Source organism: Acinetobacter shaoyimingii (assembly GCF_011578045.1).
GTDB classification, from domain to species: Bacteria; Pseudomonadota; Gammaproteobacteria; order Pseudomonadales; family Moraxellaceae; genus Acinetobacter; species Acinetobacter shaoyimingii.
In genome coordinates, this window is sequence record NZ_CP049801.1 from 1,027,896 (window position 1) to 1,046,042 (window position 18,147).

The 18,147-nt window shown below is 38.6% G+C and carries 12 protein-coding genes; 3 read left to right on the top strand and 9 right to left on the bottom strand.

Features of this window, described 5'->3' with window-relative positions; genetic code table 11:
• Positions 1-59 precede the first annotated feature (59 nt).
• The gene (locus tag G8E00_RS04655) at positions 60-2,111 is read right to left on the bottom strand and encodes a hypothetical protein (protein WP_166222266.1); all 2,052 of its coding nucleotides are present in this window, start codon (positions 2,109-2,111) and stop codon (positions 60-62) included.
• Between the two features lie 63 nt (positions 2,112-2,174).
• Positions 2,175-5,069, bottom strand: a complete 2,895-nt coding sequence (locus tag G8E00_RS04660) for a valine--tRNA ligase (RefSeq protein ID WP_166222274.1) — start codon at positions 5,067-5,069, stop codon at positions 2,175-2,177.
• A gap of 263 nt (positions 5,070-5,332) precedes the next feature.
• On the opposite strand from G8E00_RS04660, the gene G8E00_RS04665 reads away from it, so the two are divergent.
• The 3 genes from G8E00_RS04665 to G8E00_RS04675 all read left to right on the top strand — a co-directional run bounded on the left by G8E00_RS04665 (position 5,333) and on the right by G8E00_RS04675 (position 8,243).
• The gene (locus tag G8E00_RS04665) at positions 5,333-6,004 is read left to right on the top strand and encodes a hypothetical protein (protein ID WP_166012330.1); all 672 of its coding nucleotides are present in this window, start codon (positions 5,333-5,335) and stop codon (positions 6,002-6,004) included.
• 130 nt (positions 6,005-6,134) lie between these two features.
• The gene (locus G8E00_RS04670; RefSeq protein ID WP_166222276.1) at positions 6,135-6,965 is read left to right on the top strand and encodes an SDR family NAD(P)-dependent oxidoreductase; all 831 of its coding nucleotides are present in this window, start codon (positions 6,135-6,137) and stop codon (positions 6,963-6,965) included.
• Between the two features lie 273 nt (positions 6,966-7,238).
• Positions 7,239-8,243 (top strand): hypothetical protein, encoded by a 1,005-nt coding sequence (locus G8E00_RS04675; protein WP_166222278.1) that lies wholly within the window; start codon positions 7,239-7,241, stop codon positions 8,241-8,243.
• Here G8E00_RS04675 and G8E00_RS04680 read toward each other — a convergent pair.
• From G8E00_RS04680 to G8E00_RS04710, 7 genes are all read right to left on the bottom strand, one after another.
• Positions 8,210-8,668, bottom strand: a complete 459-nt coding sequence (locus tag G8E00_RS04680) for a YbjQ family protein (protein WP_166222280.1) — start codon at positions 8,666-8,668, stop codon at positions 8,210-8,212. The two genes, G8E00_RS04675 and G8E00_RS04680, sit on opposite strands and share 34 nt — an antisense overlap.
• A 5-nt stretch (positions 8,669-8,673) precedes the next feature.
• A complete protein-coding gene (locus G8E00_RS04685) occupies positions 8,674-9,027 on the bottom strand; it encodes a YbjQ family protein (RefSeq protein ID WP_166012307.1) in 354 nt (117 codons plus the stop codon).
• A gap of 125 nt (positions 9,028-9,152) precedes the next feature.
• Entirely contained in the window at positions 9,153-10,670 is a 1,518-nt protein-coding gene (gene adeC, locus G8E00_RS04690; protein ID WP_166012308.1) for an AdeC/AdeK/OprM family multidrug efflux complex outer membrane factor, read from the bottom strand.
• Entirely contained in the window at positions 10,670-13,846 is a 3,177-nt protein-coding gene (locus G8E00_RS04695; protein ID WP_166222282.1) for an efflux RND transporter permease subunit, read from the bottom strand. Before G8E00_RS04695 ends, adeC begins: the two co-directional genes overlap by 1 nt.
• A 12-nt stretch (positions 13,847-13,858) precedes the next feature.
• Positions 13,859-15,121, bottom strand: coding sequence for an efflux RND transporter periplasmic adaptor subunit (locus G8E00_RS04700; RefSeq protein WP_166012310.1), 1,263 nt, complete (start codon positions 15,119-15,121; stop codon positions 13,859-13,861).
• A complete protein-coding gene (locus tag G8E00_RS04705) occupies positions 15,121-15,759 on the bottom strand; it encodes a phosphatase PAP2 family protein (protein WP_166012311.1) in 639 nt (212 codons plus the stop codon). The genes G8E00_RS04700 and G8E00_RS04705 overlap by 1 nt, the downstream gene beginning before the upstream one ends.
• Positions 15,760-16,079: 320 nt before the next feature.
• A complete protein-coding gene (locus G8E00_RS04710; protein ID WP_166012312.1) occupies positions 16,080-18,137 on the bottom strand; it encodes a site-specific recombinase in 2,058 nt (685 codons plus the stop codon).
• Between the last annotated feature and the right edge of the window lie 10 nt (positions 18,138-18,147).

Genomic DNA, 18,147 nt, shown 5'->3' on the forward strand with positions numbered 1-18,147 from the left:
TCCCCCTTGTGGGAGAGGAGATTCTTAAATAGTTTAAGATAAAAACTATGTCTATCTATCTATTCAAAACCAATTTTTTCTTTAATAAATTTAGGTAAAAACTCTGGGTTTGGTGGAATATCCTTTCCAATTTTGACTTCAATTTTTTGTTCAATCTTCTGAATCAATGTTATATTGTTATTTTCTGTTAAGTATTCTTTTAATTTATCACATAATCTTTGAGAGAACATTGAGTTGAAGAATCTTTCTATAAATAGACAAATTGTATATTTATTTTCTTCAGTTAAAGTCATAGGGAATTCTACTTTTTTAGCTTCTTCATGATCTGCACTATATTTAATTATATAGAGTAAATTTAATTGCTTTCTTTGAGCTACTTGAATTTTTATGTATTCATCAAGCAATTCATATAAATTATTTGCTAATTCATCATTATAGATATTTTTTTCAGTTAATTTATCTATCTGACTGCATAAAATAGCTGAAAAACTCATAAAGTCTCTGTCATTTATATATCTACAATGGTCTTGTACAAGTAATGGAAAGTTTGGACTTTGTTTAAAAATCAAGTCTAATAGATACTCATTAAAATTCATCGGTAATGGTGTTATGAGATAATTCTCTTCTAGTGTTTCTTTCAAAAAATCAATTACATCAGGGATTGAAAATCCTAAATTATCAGTTAAACCAATATCATCTAAAAGATCACCAATGTCATTATATGTTTTTGGGGGGATAATTAAATTAAGAGACATACGACATTGATTATATTCTTTTAATAAATTAAAACGAGAAGGGCAATTCAATAATGCATTTATGAATTTATCAATTATTTTTACGTCATGATATTCATAACATAAATTGCCAATTAGGGTTAAAATTCGTTTCTTTTGCAAGTGATCATAGAAATTGAAAGTGATAAGATTTTCTAATATATGATCTATATTATCTAATAAAAATGTAGATTTATCTTTGTTGTCGCAAATGTAAATTATTTTTATAGATTCTATGATGTTTTCATAAATATTTGAACAATTATAAAGTGGATTAAAATGGAATAGAATTTTTCCGAAATTACTGTAGATATAAGTTGAGTATTCAAAATTATATTTAATAATGCTTATTGATTTTATATATTCAATAAACTCTTTAATATTCTTTTTTCTATTTTTTTGCTTTTTAGTGATTTTCTTAAATATCTTATTTCTACTAGCTTCATATTCTTCATAACCTAATGGTTGTGGAATATCTCTTTCAATAAAAATTTTGGGTGTATTTTTCAAGAGGCTGAAAATTTCATGTTCAAATTCAATAACAGAGGGAATTCGGTTGGAATTTAACTTTATGTTTAAATTTTGAATATCTTTTTCAATTGTAAAATGATCTTCCCCGGTAACTAAAGTAACTTTAGTATCTATTAGATCCATATCTAATTTGGTGAGAGGTAATTTTTTTCTATCGAATTCATAATCTATCATCATAGTAGATTGTACAATAGGATAGGATAAAACATGTTTATGGCTAAAAGCTTTACCATTATTTCCTGTATATGGCTGTGTCCATGTGGGAAAGCATGAAGCAATATTTTTATCATCATGTATAAAATACATCAGACGTATAATTTTAGTTGGGTCTGATTGAATATTGCAATAACCAATTAATTGATCATTTTTAGATTTTTCCAAATCTAAATTTTCTAAACCTTCTTTGATATACTCAATTAATTTCGTTTCATCTGTGTCTTCGGGGAATAACGTTTTCCATAGATAACCAGAAATATAATATTTATCTACTCCTAGTGTTGCTGATGCAGCGCTTTTATTAAATAAGGTTCTTGGTAATTTCGCTGTTAATACACCATTTTGTAATTTTCGAACATAGAACCAATCTTCATGAATAGAGGAATTGTAGTTGTATAAATGTACAATGGTTGGGTGATTATTTAAAAAAGATTCGAAGCCATTTTTACTATGTAGTCCACCTTTAAGAATAGATTTTACTTGACCATTTCCAATCGGTTGAGTGGAAAATTCACCAGCAATAATATGTTTTAAAGCTCTCTCGGATAAATAATATTTTTTTCCATTTACTGCATCAAATTCTAAAGTCATAATTAGTATAAAGGGCTGAATAATCAGCCCGTTATACACAAATTAAATCAAACTAACAACACATCAAAGCGCCGCAATTTGCTCCATATTCGCTTTAATCTTCGCTAACTGATCAGCAAACTCAGCAAGCTTTACTTTCTCGCCTTCAACCACAGCCGCAGGTGCTTTTGCCACAAAACCTTCATTCGCAAGTTTCGTTGCAATTTGGTCATGCTGTTTTTGAACCTTGTCTAGGTCTTTTTGTAGACGACCTAATTCTGCTTTAGGGTCAATTAAACCCTTCATTGGAACGAATACAGACACATGACCAACAACAGATGAAGACGACAATGGTGGCTGTTCAGCATCAGCTAGGAAAGTAATGCTTTCAACTTTTGCCAATGCTTTAAACAACGGTTCAATACGAGCAATACGAGCTTTCTCAGCTTCAGTTGTGTTTTGAAGAAGAACAGGCAACAAGCGAGCATTACCTAGACCCATCTCACCACGGATGTTACGTACCGCACCAATCAAGCCTTGAAGCCATTGCATATCTGCTTCAGCTTGGTCATTGATGAGCGCTTGGTCAGCAACAGGGTACTCTGCCAACATAATCGTTTCGCCAGAAATGTTTAACTTCGGCGCAAGCGTTTGCCAGATTTCTTCTGTCAAGTAAGGCATGATTGGATGCGCCAAACGTAAAGACGCTTCCATCACTGCCAATAACACACGACGAACTTCAGCTTTACGTTCAGTTGAAACGTTTTCATCATTTAGAACTGGTTTGGTTAACTCAAGGTACCAGTCACAGTATTCATTCCAAATGAATTCGTAAATCGCCTGCGCAGCCAAGTCTAAACGGTACGTTGCAAATGCAGTTTGTACTGCTTGCTCCGCTTTTTGTAGACGGCTCACGATCCACTGTTCAGGCAATTCCCAAAGGTCTTGACGAACTTCAGTTCCAATTGGTTGCTCTTCACAGTTCATCATCACGAAACGGGTTGCGTTCCAGATTTTGTTGGCAAAGTTACGGTAACCTTCAACACGTTTCATGTCGAACTTAATGTCACGACCTGTGTTGGCAAGCGCACAGAAGGTGAAACGAACAGCATCTGTACCGTAAGCTTGAATCCCTTCAGGAAATTCTTTACGGGTTGATTTTTCAATCTTCGACGCTTGTTTCGGGTTCATGAGTCCTGTCGTACGTTTTTGTACTAAGGTTTCAAGATCAACACCGTCAATCAAATCTAACGGGTCAAGCACGTTCCCCTTAGATTTAGACATCTTCTGACCTTCGCCATCACGAACAAGACCATGTACATACACAGTTTTGAAAGGCACTTGAGGCGTACCATCTTCATTTTTCATGAAGTGCATCGTAAGCATAATCATACGAGCAACCCAGAAGAAGATGATGTCGAAACCAGTGACCAATACATCAGTCGGGTGGAAAGTATTTAAGAAATAGTTGGCTTTGTCTTTCGCTTCATCGCCAGTCCAACCTAAAGTTGAGAATGTCCAAAGACCAGAAGAGAACCATGTATCCAATACATCTTCGTCCTGATCCAACTGAACGTCAGCAGGGATGCCATTTTTCTCACGAACTTCTTCTTCAGAACGACCGACATAAATGTTGCCATCTTTGTCGTACCAAGCTGGAATACGGTGACCCCACCACAATTGACGAGAGATACACCAATCTTGAATGTTGTTCATCCAAGCCATGTACATGTTGCTGTATTGTTCTGGTACGAATTTTATGTCGCCATCTTTCACCGCTTTAATTGCAGGTTCAGCAAGCGGTGCAATTTTTACGTACCATTGGTCTGTTAGAAGTGGCTCAACAATTACACCTGAACGGTCACCACGTGGTGGTTTCAATGTATACGGTTGAATTTGATCTAACCAGCCTTCAGCTTCTGCTTGTTCAACCAATTTTTTACGTGCAGCAAAACGCTCTAAACCAATATACTCTGCTGGTGCAGGAATGGTTTTAGAAATTTGTTCACCTGCTTTTGGAATATATTCAAACTCAGCAAGCACTTCAGCATTTTTGTTGAAGATGTTGATGATTGGTAATTCGCAACGTTTACCCACTTCATAGTCATTAAAGTCATGCGCAGGGGTGATTTTCACACAGCCTGTACCAAATGCTTTATCAACATATTCGTCTTTCACGATTGGCACAGCACGACCTGTAATCGGCAAGATGAGGTTTTTGCCAACAAGATCAGCATAACGTTCATCATCAAGCGCAACAGCTACAGCGGTATCACCCAACAATGTTTCAGGACGAGTTGTTGCAACAACGATGTGGTCTTTACCATCGTGCGTGCGCAGTGACTTATCTTCAAAGAAATATTTGAAATGCCACAGTGAACCTGCTTCTTCTTTATCAGACTCTACTTCTAAGTCAGAAAGGGCAGTTTGTAATTTAGGATCCCAGTTAACTAGGCGTTTACCACGGTAGATCAAACCTTGTTCGTGTAGTTTAACAAACACTTCTTTTACGGCATTTGATAAACCTTCATCCATAGTGAAGCGTTCACGTGACCAATCTACAGATGAGCCAAGACGACGAATTTGACGGGTAATGTTACCGCCAGATTGTTCTTTCCATTCCCAGACTTTTTCAATGAATTTTTCACGACCAAGATCATGACGGCTCACGCCTTCAGCACCTAACTGACGCTCAACAACCATTTGCGTTGCAATACCTGCATGGTCAGTACCCGGTTGCCATAAGGTGTTTTTACCTGACATACGGTTATAACGGGTCAATGCATCCATGATCGCATTGTTAAAACCGTGACCCATGTGCAAGCTACCAGTGACGTTTGGTGGCGGAATCATGATACAGAATGATTCACCTTTTTCAGATGGCTTGAAATAGCCACGCTGTTCCCACGTCGAGTACCATTTTTTTTCGATCTCAGTTGGATCGTATGTCGTAGCAATATTTTGCGCTGAATCAGTCATAGTTAGAACAGACCAAAAGTGTATAAAAAATTGCATCTATTGTAGCAAAAAAAATGCATGTAGAGGGATGTTAAGCAAATGCTAAATGTGATCGTTTAGTAGACAATCAAATGATGGACAAATGACTGGATGATAATTGCAATGTGATTTAAGCGGTTTTTGTTTGCACTCGCATTAAAGCATTTAAATTATTTCCTGTTTGCTGTATTTATAAGTATAGGAAATAAAACAAATTTAACAGATCATAAAAATAGGACGATACACTGATGTATACCATTTCTTTAAAATTGAAACCTGAGACCTATCAACAATTTCAAAATATTCAACAAAAACTCAATGCAGGCGATCGTGAAGCGCAAGCAAAACCACTGGGTGAAACACTGGCTAAAATTTCTTGTGAAGTGATTGATCAAGCTTTTGGGCAAATCTCAAGTACTGGATCATCGGACAAAGACTCACAAAAAGTGTTGAACCAAGTGAAAGATGCCATGATGAAATACATGCCTTGGTCAGTGTCTTTTTTTGGTAATGACCGTTTGATTCCGTTGGTGAATCATTTAAATCAACATGCAATTCATGAAAAAGAAGGGCAGGCATATATTTCCTATCAAGTTGAAAAGGTGATCGTAAATGAGCTCTTGGGTTGTGTGGAAAAACTCAAAGAAGGTCAAAATCAATATATTCAACCAGGACTAAAAGCTTTTATTAAAGTGGTTGATCAAGGTGTGACCAGCTTGATTCGTGAACCAAAGAAAATGTTGAAGTTTAATATGGTGGTCGATAAAACCTTGAATGGTGTGATTAATTTAACCACCCAATTGGGTTATAAACGTTTTGAAAAACTCAGCACCATGTATGATGCTCAAAGAATAGGTGGATATTTCGATCATTTTCTTGTTTTTTTAGATAAAGATGCGAACAATAAAGCCAGTTAATTTTGAAAGTTGATTTTTCTATAGCTGAAAAACGACGGTATGAATGACTGCATAAATGATTGAGTGAATTACTAAATATAAATTGAGATGGTCAACATCGCTGTGTAGTCATGTATCAAGGGAAATGCAAATGACAAAAGACAATACACAGAAAAGCTCAGGCAAAAAAGATTTAACTGACAAGGTGGTCTGGATTACTGGGGCTTCGTCTGGATTGGGTAAGGCTCTGGCGGCAGAATGTGCTGCGCTGGGGGCACAAGTGATTTTGACAGCACGTCGTGTAGATGAATTGGAAAAAGTACGCCTCAGTTTAGTATCACCAGATCGTCATCTGTCGATAACTGCAGATATTACCGATGAAAGCCAAGTTCGACATGCTTATGAAATGGTTCTGAAAGAAAAAGGGCGTATCGATTGGCTCATCAATAATGCAGGTTTAAGTCAGCGTGCCCTGATTGCTGAAACAAGTATGCAGACTGAACGTGCGATTATGGAAGTCGATTATTTCTCTCAAGTGTTTTTAACCAAAACCGTGTTACCGACATTCTTAAAGCAAAAGTCAGGACGCATCGCTTTTGTATCGAGTGTTGCTGGTTTATTGGGTACGCAATACCGTGCATCGTATTCGGCAGCAAAGGGTGCGATTCATTTGTGGGCGAACAGCTTACGTGCTGAAGTGGCGAATGAGGGTGTTGGTGTTTCAGTAATTTTCCCTGGTTTTGTCAAAACCAATGTGTCCATAAATGCTTTAAATGGTGAGGGTAAACCACAAGGCTTTGACAATGAAGCCACAGCCAATGGTTTAGAGGCTGATGATTTTGCCCGTCAAAGTGTTCAAGCTTTACTCAAAGGTAATGAATATATTGTGATAGGCGGTGGCAAAGAAAAACTTGGCGTTCTGGTGTCACGACTTTCGCCGAGTTTGCTGTATAAAATGATTCGTAAAATGAAAGTGAAGTGATGGTTTAGTTTTAAAATAACTTCTATATCATTAGACGCATTGAGTACTGTTTTAACTGTACTGTACAATAGGGGGATACAGTCAGTATTTAAATAGATTGAATTTAAGTAGCATTAGATTCGAGAAGAAGATGCTCGCATCTAAAAAATGAGTCGCAAGGATGATTTTTGCTAATTTAGTGAGATCAGAACAGTGATATGTACTGAAATTTGATGGTCAGCTATATAAAATTATTAAACGTATAATGATCAAATATAAAATTAGAGTCTTATTTTGAAAAAAATAAATAAAATTTTACTAAAACTTATTCTCGGAATTGGCTTGACCGCGATTGTATTGTTCCTATTGATGTTGGCTTTTGGATATCTGATCACTCAGGATGGTCAATATCATCGATTGCAGATGGATATAGAACAATCTGCTGTGGAAAGAGATCAATTGGAGCAAAAGTATCAACAGGTTTTATCGGAATGGAAACAGACGCATACTTTAGGACGAGAAACCACTTACCAGAATTGGTTAGATCAAGAAGAAGTCCTTGATTCAAATTCGCAAATCAAGGATGAATTTTACAGTCAAAGTCTGGCAGACAAAAATAAAATATACCGCTCAAAAATTGTAGCTAGTCCATTAAGATACGTGACTGAAGAAATGCTTTATCCACTCGCACTGCCAAATGAATGCGGCACATCTTGCTATATGATTGGAGATTCAGTTTTAGCTGTTCACGGTTCACTTGTATTCAGCGCACAGTTGCAAGACACATGGGCATATGTTTTTGAAAGTGGGCCAACTGTGGTGTTATATCATCCTGAAAGGGGCATTAAACAATCTGACTTTTCAAACTTAATACTATCCTACAGGAATAAATTTTATATTTCAGATCAAGGGGTAGAGATTCGAGGTCCAGACTATTATCAAACTCACAGTTTTATTCGAATTACCGCAACTCAAGTGATGGCTGAATGGCGAAAGTCATTAAATAAGACCGATAAGAAAACATGTAAAGCAAGTTTTAAGGATATCAATCAGTATTGTGAGCAGCTTACACAGTGTAATACGTCTCAATTTAATCTGAATAACATATTAAAAAATGGTACGACAGAAGAGGGTGAGGAGAGGTTAAAGAATTTTGAAGCCCAGCTCAAAATTGAGGCCTTAACGCACTTACCTGGGCTGAATCAAAAACAACTTTTGGATCAGTGTAGCAGACATTGTAACAAGCAAAGTATTTGGTATTGGAGTTACAAAAGGGATGTTTGTGAACTAACTGATTGAATCGCCGTCCCATATGCAAAGACTTCAATCATGCCACCTTCCATCCCCATTTCTGTGGTACTTAAACGTAGTCCCATAATTCGATCTGCACCCATTTTTTGTGCTTCAAGTTTAAGCCTGACGACAGCTTCACGTCGTGCACGATCCACCACAGTTTCATAAGTTGTCAAACGACCACCCAATAAATTCTGAATAATGGAAATGATATATTTAAAGTAGTCATGCGAAATGACAACATTACTACTCACTAACTGTCCAATGTGTTCCGAAGTTTGAAATTTATTGGTATCCAGTGATATATGCGATAACTGTTTTTCTTTATCTTCAAGTTCTAATAAATGTTTACGTTCAATAAAGCGCCCAAATCCCCATCCTATAAAGAACAAAATAAGCGTAATGACAATTTTGAAAATCAAGCCATCCATAAGGTTTATCCTTGTGTGAATGGATCAGGAATTTTATTGACCAGCGGGTGTGCTATAACAGCTGTACCATAAACAAAAAGTTCAGAAGCGCCTTGGGCAATATTGGATGTTGAAAAGCGAATACCCACAATGGCATTTGCTCCGAGACCTTGAGCTTTTTGAATCATACGGTTCATGGCTTCTTGGCGGGATTCTTCTAAAAGTTCGGTGTAACCTTTGAGTTCGCCACCGACAATATTTTTTAAACCAGCCATAAAATCACGCCCAACATGTTTTGAACGGACGGTACTGCCATAAACGACATCCAGTTGTTTTTGAATGGTATGACCAGGAACAGTTTCTAAATTACTTAAAATCATTGTGTTTTTTCATCTAATTTATAAGGTCTATCGATAAAATAGCGGAATCAACCCTTTCAGGCAATAAAAAAGCCCACCGAAGTGAGCTAAATTATTTTGAGTTTAAAGTACCACCTTAAGTCAGATTACTTATTGGCACTTTTTTCAAACCAACGTTCAGCAAGACTTGGTTTTTTATTTGGATTCTCAGCATCACGTGCTTGACGCTTTTCAGCACTTGATGGTGCATACTGAATGACTTCAGACGTATTTGCTTTGATACCACCACCAAGCGCTTTGTATAACTCGATTTGGTTGTTGATCTCAGCTTGTTGTAACTGATTCAAACCTTGTTCAGCGGCATAAGTCCAACGTTGCGCATCCAATACCATGCCAAAACCATCAATACCTGCACGGAAACGCGCTAAGTTAAGTGTGTAGGTTTTATAGTTGGCTTCGTATAAGCGTTTGGTCGAACTTAGTCGATCGGCAATGTTTTTACGAACAGCTAAAGCATCATTCACTTCGCGGAAAGCAGATTGAATGGTTTTTTCATAATCAGCCACTGCAATTTTTTGATCTGCTTCAGAGACTTTGATGTTTGCGCGACGTGTACCCCAATCGAAGATTGGCACATCAAGATTTAAACCGTATGTCCAAACCGAAGACCCAGATTTAAATAAATTACTTAAATCGTTTGACGACAAACCAAGTTGGCCCACTAAATTGATATTAGGGAACATACGTGCACGTGCAGCACCAATATTGGCACCAGCAGCACTTAATTGGTATTCAGCAGTTTTAATGTCTGGACGGTTCTGTAACAAGGTACTTGGTAGACCAGCATTAAAGACTTTGTTATTGGTGATTTTAGTCACTTTTTGTCGAGACAATAGACTTACATCAACAGGAGCACCAACTAACAAATCCAATAAGTTTTTCGCTTGAAGAACTTGAGTTTGATAGTTGTAAACATCAGCACGTGCTTGTTCTACCAAAATTTTAGCATTGCTTAATGCAACGCCGTTATCAATTCCAGCATCAAAACGTTTTTGGTTGATGTTCATCGACTCGAGCTGTGATTTCATCGTATTGTTGGCAATATCCAAAGCGGCATTTGCATAAGAATACGATACCCAAGCTTGCGCAACCTGACTGATCAAACTGATCTGTGTCGAATCACGCGCACTTGCTGTCGCAAGGTAATTATCCAAAGCATTATCTTTTAAGCTACGGATACGACCCCAAAAATCAATCTCATAATTGGTTAAAGCGAGTCCAACACTGTAGGCGCCGTCAGATTTGCTTGATTGTCCGCTTATATCTTGCTGTAGAACGCCAGCATTTGCACCAATTGTTGGTAATAAACCATTGGCCGTGATTTTGTATTGCGCTTGTGCTTTATCAATATTTAAAGCGGCTTTGCGCAAATCACGGTTATTGGCCAAAGCTTGATCAATCACTTGAATCAAACGTGGATCAGAAAAATATTCTTTATAACCCAGTTCAGCAATTGACGGACCAGAATTATTGATTAAATAATTTCCAGAAATATTGGGTTCAACAACTGGCTCTGGCCCACGCATGCTTTGACATGCTGTCAAAGCAAGCGCAAGTGCAGATACCGCAATGCTACGACCTGTAAAAGACCATAAGTTTTGCATCACGAAATTTGCTCCTGTTTATTTTGTTTCGGTTTATCTTTAAAGATACTTCGGATCCAGACATAGAAGACAGGAATAAAGAAGATACCTAAAAGCGTCGAGCTGATTACCCCACCAAGTACACCGTAACCTACAGAGTGTTGGCTACCAGCGCCTGCACCTGAAGCAAGTGCAAGAGGAAGTACACCAAAACCAAAAGCAAGTGTGGTCATGATAATAGGACGTAAACGCATTTTTGCAGCATGTAAGGTTGCATTAAATAGCTCTTCACCTTTGTCTTGAAGTTCTTTGGCGAATTCCACAATCAAAATCGCGTTTTTAGCAGAAAGACCGATTACCGCAATCAAGGCTACTTTGAAGTAGATGTTGTTGGATAAGTTCGGATCTTTGGTTAGCATTGCGGCAACTTGCGTCAACACAATGGCACCAATAATACCCAATGGAATCACTAAAATTACAGAGAATGGAATAGACCAGCTTTCATACAAGGCTGCTAAGCAGAGGAATACGATCAAGATCGATAATACCATTAAGAATGGAGTCTGAGCACCAGAATCACGTTCTTCTAATGATAAACCTGTCCACTCATAATCGAAACCTTGGAGGCCAGCTTGAGGTAGTTTTGCAACCAATTCTTCCATGGCTTTCATGGCATCACCAGAACTCACACCTGGAGCTGGAGAACCTTGAATGTTCATAGATGAAATACCGTTATAACGTTCAAGACGTGGAGAACCATATGTCCATTCGCCAGTAGCGAATGTTGAGAACGGCACCATTGTACCTTGGTTGTTACGCACATACCACTTGTTCAAGTCTTCAGGCATCATACGTGAATCAGCTTCACCCTGAACATACACTTTCTTCACACGACCACGGTCAACGAAGTAGTTAATGTATGTACCACCCCAAGCCATACTCATGGTTGAGTTGATTTCTGCAATACTCACACCCATTGCGCCTGCTTTGGCTTGGTCAACGATGATTTTGTACTGCGGTGTATCTTCTTGACCATTCGGACGCACGCCGACTAAGCGTTTATCTTGAGCAGCCATACCTAAAAGGGTATTACGTGCTGTCAGTAATGCATCATGACCTTTACCAGATGAATCTTTCAGCTGTAAGTTAAATCCAGCTGTTACACCCAATTCTGGCATTGCAGGAAGCTGTAGCGGCATAACGTAAGTTGCATCTTTCGCAATTACATTCAATGCCATACCACGTTGGATAATTGCACCAATTTTTGACTCAGCTGTTTTACGATCTTCCCAATCTTTTAACTTCACAAAGGCAAGACCTGCGTTTTGTCCCATCCCTGTGAACGAGAAGCCCGAAACACTAAACACGGATTCAACATGGTCTTTTTCCTGATTCAAGAAGAAGCCAGTCAGTTGGTCAAGTGTTTTATTGGTTCGTTCAAGCGTAGCATTAGGCGGGAGTTGTACCAGTGTTAATACAACACCTTGGTCTTCGTCTGGTAAGAATGATGTTGGCATTTTAATAAAGCCAGTCACCATCACAGCAATAACAATAATATAGATAATTGCTGAGATAAACTTACTGTGTGTCAAACGGTTGACACCACCTTGGTATTTGTTGGCAATATTGTCAAAAGTTTGGTTAAACCAACGGAAGAAACGCGCAAAAATATTATTACTTTGAGGAGCATCTTTGTCATGCTGTTTCAAAATAGTTGCACAAAGCGCAGGGGTGAATGTTAATGCAACAATCAATGACAAGACCATGGCAGTCACAAGCGTCACTGAGAACTGACGATAAATTACCCCCGTTGTACCACTCATAAAGGCCATCGGTACGAATACCGCAGTCAACACTGAGGTAATACCAATCAATGCGCCAGAGATCTGTTGCATCGATTTTTCAGTGGCTTCAATCGGATGCAGATGTTCCTCAGCCATAATACGTTCGACGTTTTCCACGACGACAATCGCATCATCGACCAATAGACCAATAGCGAGAACCATTGCGAACATTGTCAGTGTGTTGATTGAGAAGCCGAAGATGTTAATAACAGCAAAAGTACCCAGTACAACCACAGGTACCGCCATTGTAGGAATAATCGTCGCACGCCAGTTTTGTAAGAACAAGAACATGACAAGGAATACAAGGAATACGGCTTCTACAAGGGTATGTACAACACTTTCAATCGATAACTTAATAAACGGCGTAGTATCGAATGCCAGTTTGTCTTTAAGACCTGTTGGATAGTTTTGACGTAATTGTTTTAAGCGAGCTTCAACAGCTTCTGATGTATCAAGAGCGTTTGCACCTGTTGCCAATTTAATTGCAACACCACCAGCAGGTTTACCATTAAACTTAGAGTCAAACTGGTAGTTATCTGCACCCAATTCAACGCGTGCAACATCTTTAAGACGGACTTGTGCACCTGAAGTTGAGTTTTTTAGGAAGATATTTTCAAACTGATCAGCGGATTGAAGCATGCTTTGCGCATTCACGGTCGCATTTAGCACTTGACCTTGAACAGAAGGTGCACCACCCAATTGACCTACAGCAACTTGAGCATTTTGTGTTCTTAGTGCCGCTGCAATATCACTTGGCGTAATTTGCAAATCTGCCATTTTAGATGGATTCATCCAAATACGCATTGCATAAGAACCACCAAAGACTTGAACTTCACCTACGCCAGATACACGACTGAGCGGTTCTGAAATGTTCGAGTTGACGTAATCTTTAATGTCATCTGCTGTCATGCTGCCATCAGGTGAATAGAATGCTAAAACTTGCAAGAAGCTTGCACCTGATTTGGTGACACGTAAACCTTGGCGCTGTACATCTTCTGGGAGAAGCGCAGTCGCAGATTGTAATTTGTTTTGAACTTGAACTTGTGCAATATCAGGATCGATACCTTGTTCAAAGTTCACCTCAATAGATGCCTGACCGTTACCCGCACTTGTTGATGCGATATAACGTAAGCCATCCAAACCATTCATTTGTTGCTCAATGATCTGAGTTACTGTGTTTTCAACAGTTTCAGCAGATGCACCAGGGTAAGTCGCAGAAATCGAAACTTTAGGTGGTGCAATGGTTGGATATTGCGAAATGGGCATTTTGCTGATGGTAAGAATACCCGCCAGCATAATGACTAACGCAATTACCCATGCAAAGATGGGACGATGAATAAAAAATTGAGCCATTCAGTCTACCCCTTATGTATTTGAAGTAGCTTTTTGTTCAGTTTTAGCTTCAGTTTTCGCTGCTGGTTTTGCCTCTTGTGCTGGCTTTTGAGCAGGTTGACCTGCTTGTTGAGCTGCTTGAGGTTGATAAGGTTTCGCTACAACTTGTTGTTCAGGTTTCACTTTTGCGACACCATCAACAATAACTTTATCGCCAGCTTGTAAGCCTTTAGTCACAATCCAGTTCGTATCTTTCACACCAGCTGTCTCCACAGGGCGAACTTCAACAGCGCCTTTAGCATTCACAATCATTAGTGTTGCTTGACCTGTTGGCGTGCGTGTAATCGCCACTTGTGGAATAAGGAATGCATTTGGAATAACACCCTGTACAATTTCTGCATTGGTAAACATACCCGGCAATAACAGGTGATTTGGGTTCGCAAACACAGCACGTAATGTCACTGTGCCTGTGTCAGGGTTAACACCTGCATCAGAGAATGCAAGATCACCTTGGATGTTGTAGTAACTACCATCTTCAAGTTTTAAACGAACTTTGGTGTTGTTACTACGGTCAATACTGCCTTTACTTAATTGTTGACGTAAACGAATCAATTCTGAGCTTGATTGGTTAATGTCGACATAAATAGGATCAAGTTGACGAATGGTCACAAGTGGCTCTGCTTGACTTGCAGTCACTAATGCACCAGGGGTGAACGACGAACGACTGGATTGACCAGAAATAGGCGCACGTACAGTTGAGTAACCTAAATTGATTTGTGCATTTTTAACCGATGCTTCACCCGCAGAAACTTCAGCTTTTGCCAAGTTTACTTGACCCACTAAATCATCATATTCTTGTTTAGAAACTGCATTAATTCCAACAAGCTGAGCATAACGTTTTAATTTAATTTGTAATGTATTTAAATTTGCTTTCGCACGTAATACTTCTGCTTTAGCACTGTCTAAGTTTGCACGATAAATACTCGAATCAATTTCAAACAGTGGTTGTCCTTCACGAACATAACTACCTTCGACAAACAAACGTTTTAATACTACACCGTTAGCTTGTGGACGAACTTCTGAAATTTGATATGCAGACGTACGACCTGTCAGTTCAACAGTTTGTTCAACACTTTGTGGTTGAGCAGCGATGACACCAACTTCAGTCGGCGGCATTTGTTGAGCAGCAGCGGCTTGCTCTGCACCTTTTGGATCTTTGCTACAACCCACAAGTGCAATACTTGTTGCTAAAGCACAAGCAGTGAGGGCTGGTGCCCAAAGCTTTGCCGACATCATTATTCCACCTCGTTTAGATTTTTCTCTAAAAATAATTTATTGTTGCCTTGAACGAATTGCGAAAATATTAACCACAATACTGCAATCCATATAAAAGCGATACTCCAACCTGCCAATACATCGCTAGGGAAATGTGCAGCCAAATATACTCGGCTAAACCCCATGACAATGAACCATAAACAAGCAAAGAACATGATCAATTTGACTTGTACATGCTGACGATAAATAAGCATGATCAAGCAAGAAAAGGTCGCAGCGTAAATACTATGCGCACTTGGGAAAGATGCACCATAGGTTTCAACCATCTGATAAATGAGCTCAGGTCTTGGTCGGTTAAACCAAAACTTAAGTATCCATCCGATGGCTGCGCTGCCCAATAAACCCGAACAAATCACTATAATATTTACATAATTCTTTGTTTGATAATGTTTTAAGCACCATATTCCACATATAAAAAGCATGCTTGGCAAGCCGCCTATATAGGATAAAAACACAGCAATTTCATTGAAAATATCAAATCGATGCTGACTCATCCATACAACAGTATTCGTATCGAAGTATTGTATGTTGGGAATATAGAGTCCGAAAATACTGAGTATTAATCCCAAACAGCCTATAAATAACCATATATACGGCATATATCATTCACCATGAGTGATAATAAACGCACTATTTCCGATGAATTAATGCTCCGAAGTGTACTCGTCAGTACACTTTTTTTCAAGTCGTAACCTTAGGCTTAATTTATAGTAAAGGTATGCGAAAACATATCATGCATAGAACAAAAAATAACAAAAAAATTGTGATGATACTGTTTTATTTCAGCCAAATTTTCTTGATTTCATTCATTTTTGTCTCTTTTCATCTGTAAAAAAAAGAACAATGTCATATGCAAAAACTTACATGGCTTCACCACATGGGGAAGTAGGTCTTATAACATTGTTGTGCTTTTAATATGCTAATGAGTCGTCTTTTGCTGGTTTGGGTTTTGATCTTCAATCTGTAATGGTTGCTTTGGTGGCCAGAAAAAATCCATTGGTCGTGTGAAAAAATGGGTAAACACGAGTTTTGCTAAAGGTTTCCATTGTTCAAATCGAACGCGACGTGCACGAAGTGCCACGATAATGGTCAGGCTAAAGCTGACGAATAAGTTGGTTAAGCCAATCAATAACACACCAAGGAACGACACGATAATTAATCCGATTTCGGGCGTGTCATTGATACACATTAAACCTTGAATAAAGTTTGCAGAAGCAAAGGCAATATGTCGTATATCGAGTGGTAGACCCAAAATAAAGCCAATGGTGCCCATACTGCCTAGCATTACACCAAAGAGGAAATTACCCGCCAAGGCACCAAGGTTTCGTTCAATATAATTGGCAAAGCGATCTAAACGATCTTGCCCCATTAATTTTTTTAATCGGCTGTGGGCTTTCAAACGTGGACCCACTTTCCGATAAATCGCCATATTATCGAAGTAACCTGCAATTAAACCTGAAAAAAACAAACATACCCCAGCAATAGCAGCGTGAGGAATTGCAAGCGATGTAAATGGATTTAAGGTATGCAGTAAATGGGTTGCCTTACTATGGGCCATTAAAGGTTCATCTAAGGCAAATTGCCACAATAATGTAATGACCGCAGCTGTGGGTATCGCAATTGAAATATTACCTAAAATGGCCACGAATTGTGTTCGTATAATATTAATAATGAGACCTGCAAGTTCAGCAATTTGTGCGGTCTTTGAACCTTTACGATGTTGAACCGTAGAGGCAAGGGCAGCCGCTGTCATCGCGGGTTGTTTGGTCGCAACGGTAAAATGCAGCACATGAATCAGCATAAAACCAAATGAATAATTCATGCTGTAGGCAAAGGCTTGCATCACAGGTGCCATGGTGACTCTGGCCATCAATATTTTCAGCGTAGCCATAGTTGCAATAATGACGCCCGCACCAGCCGCTGACTTGTACATGTCAAAGAAGCCTTTTTTGTCGGTACTTACATAATGCTCGCCCGTTTTACTGGCATTTTCCGTAACCTGTAAGGCAATTAACTCACTATTGGTTTTGAGTAATTCTCGTACACTATTTTCTACATAATGTGCCGCCACCAAATCTTTGGTGAGTTCCATTAATGAAACATATAGATTTTTCTTCTGCTCCGTCAAAATGTTCAGAAGCAGGTCTATTCGGTCAAGACATTGTTCAAGCAGTGACAATAAATACGTCAGACTAAGACTTACACCAATACGTTTTGTGGCCCTACGGATTTTGAGTACAACTTCACGGCACTGATCAATCATCACTAAAGCTTGATCTGCATCTGGTGGTGCTATTGCAATCGCTTGCTCTTCATGGTGTTGTTTTTTATAGGTCTCAATAAATTCGATAATTTCTCGGTTTTGAACCAAAAAAGGCGATTCGTATTCTGTTAGTTCGGGTTGCGCGTTAATGAACTCAGGATATAAACCAATACCACTAATGCGGTATGACAGAACGGTAATCGCTTTAATGATTTCAGATTTTATGCCCAGTTGGGCTTGCTGGTTATTTTGATTTTGGTTCTGATTCAGAAGTTGAAAAAGGGTAAACCATTTCTGTGGTTCAATGTTTTCTAGCCAATACTGATCACTGCGTAAATAAAAAACGCGATAGACTAAATCTTTTAAATCGGTTTCATCTGAAAGTAGCGGCAGAATATGAGCACCAATGCGCTGTGCCAACTGATTCCAAAAACCATCTAATGATAAAATGCCACTATCTGCAAATAAGCCAATCTGCTTGTAACGATTGATAAGGTTCAGTAAATAGTCAGAAAAAACATATGCAGCAGTTGGAGTTGTTAATAAAGCATCTATAAGGGCTTGGAATTTTTGATTTATTTCTTCTGTATTGTAGCTATCTTCTGGTCTTATGCGTTTAACCAGTTCAATGAGTATTGTTTCATCAGGAACAGCATTTAATGTATTTTGCTGTTCCTGCATTTTTAAAAAAAGGTCATTAAAGTTTATATGCATAAGCAACTTA